The sequence below is a fragment of the Variovorax cryoconiti genome, from assembly GCF_051216395.1.
GTDB lineage: Bacteria > Pseudomonadota > Gammaproteobacteria > Burkholderiales > Burkholderiaceae_C > Variovorax.
Genome location: NZ_JBPJZI010000096.1, coordinates 1 through 1,009 on the forward strand (window position 1 = coordinate 1; position 1,009 = coordinate 1,009).

Here is a 1,009-nt window from a genome sequence, read left to right on the forward strand (position 1 = left end):
CCACGCGCTTCGCGGGCCGTACCGGTCCGCTGAAATTGCTGGTGGTCGGCGGCAGCCTCGGTGCCCGCGGCCTCAACACCGTGGTGCCGCAGGCGCTGGCACGCATCGAGCCGGCCACGCGCCCGCAGGTGCTGCACCAGAGCGGCGCCAAGCAGATCGACGAACTGCGCGCCAACTACACGGCGGCCGGCGTCGAAGGCGAACTCACGCCGTTCATCGAAGACACGGCGCAGGCTTACGCCGACGCCGACATCATCGTCGCGCGCGCCGGCGCCAGCACCGTCACAGAAATCGCGGCCGTCGGCGCAGCAGCGCTGTTCGTGCCTTTCCCCTCGGCGGTCGACGACCACCAGACCACCAACGCGCGCTTCCTCGTGGACGCGGGCGGCGGATGGCTCGTGCAGCAGGCCGACCTCACTCCTGAATTGCTGGCTGACTTGCTACAGAACACCGGGCGCACCGCGCTGATCGACAAGGCCGCCAAGGCCAAGACCATGCAGAAGACCGAAGCCGTCGAGGCGGTCGTCCGCGCCTGCGAGGAGCTTGCCAAATGAAGCACGCGATTCGTCACATTCACTTCGTCGGCGTCGGTGGTTCCGGCATGAGCGGTATCGCCGAAGTGCTGCTGAACCTGGGCTACAAGATCACGGGCTCCGACCTGTCCGACAGCGTCACGCTGCGCCGTCTCGCGGGCCTTGGCATCGGCACCTTCGTGGGCCACGCCGCCGCGCACATCGACGGCGCGGACGCGGTCGTCACCTCCACCGCCGTGCAGTCGGACAACCCCGAAGTGCTGGCCGCGCGCGAGAAGCGCATTCCGGTGGTGCCGCGCGCGCTGATGCTGGCCGAGCTGATGCGCCTGAAGCAGGGCATTGCCATTGCCGGCACGCACGGCAAGACCACCACCACCAGCCTGGTGGCGAGCGTGCTCGACGCCGCCGGGCTCGATCCGACCTTCGTGATCGGCGGCCGCCTGAACAGCGCCGGTGCCAACGCGCAGCTCGGCAGC

2 protein-coding genes are annotated in these 1,009 nt (G+C 69.3%); both read left to right on the top strand.

What is annotated here, in order from left to right:
* Positions 1-554 (top strand): glycosyltransferase (locus ACSFA2_RS25995; RefSeq protein WP_435458203.1); only part of this gene is annotated, 554 nt, incomplete at its 5' end.
* Positions 551-1,009, top strand: a 459-nt coding sequence (locus ACSFA2_RS26000; protein ID WP_435458204.1) for a Mur ligase domain-containing protein, incomplete at its 3' end; no start/stop codon positions are given. The genes ACSFA2_RS25995 and ACSFA2_RS26000, both read left to right, overlap by 4 nt.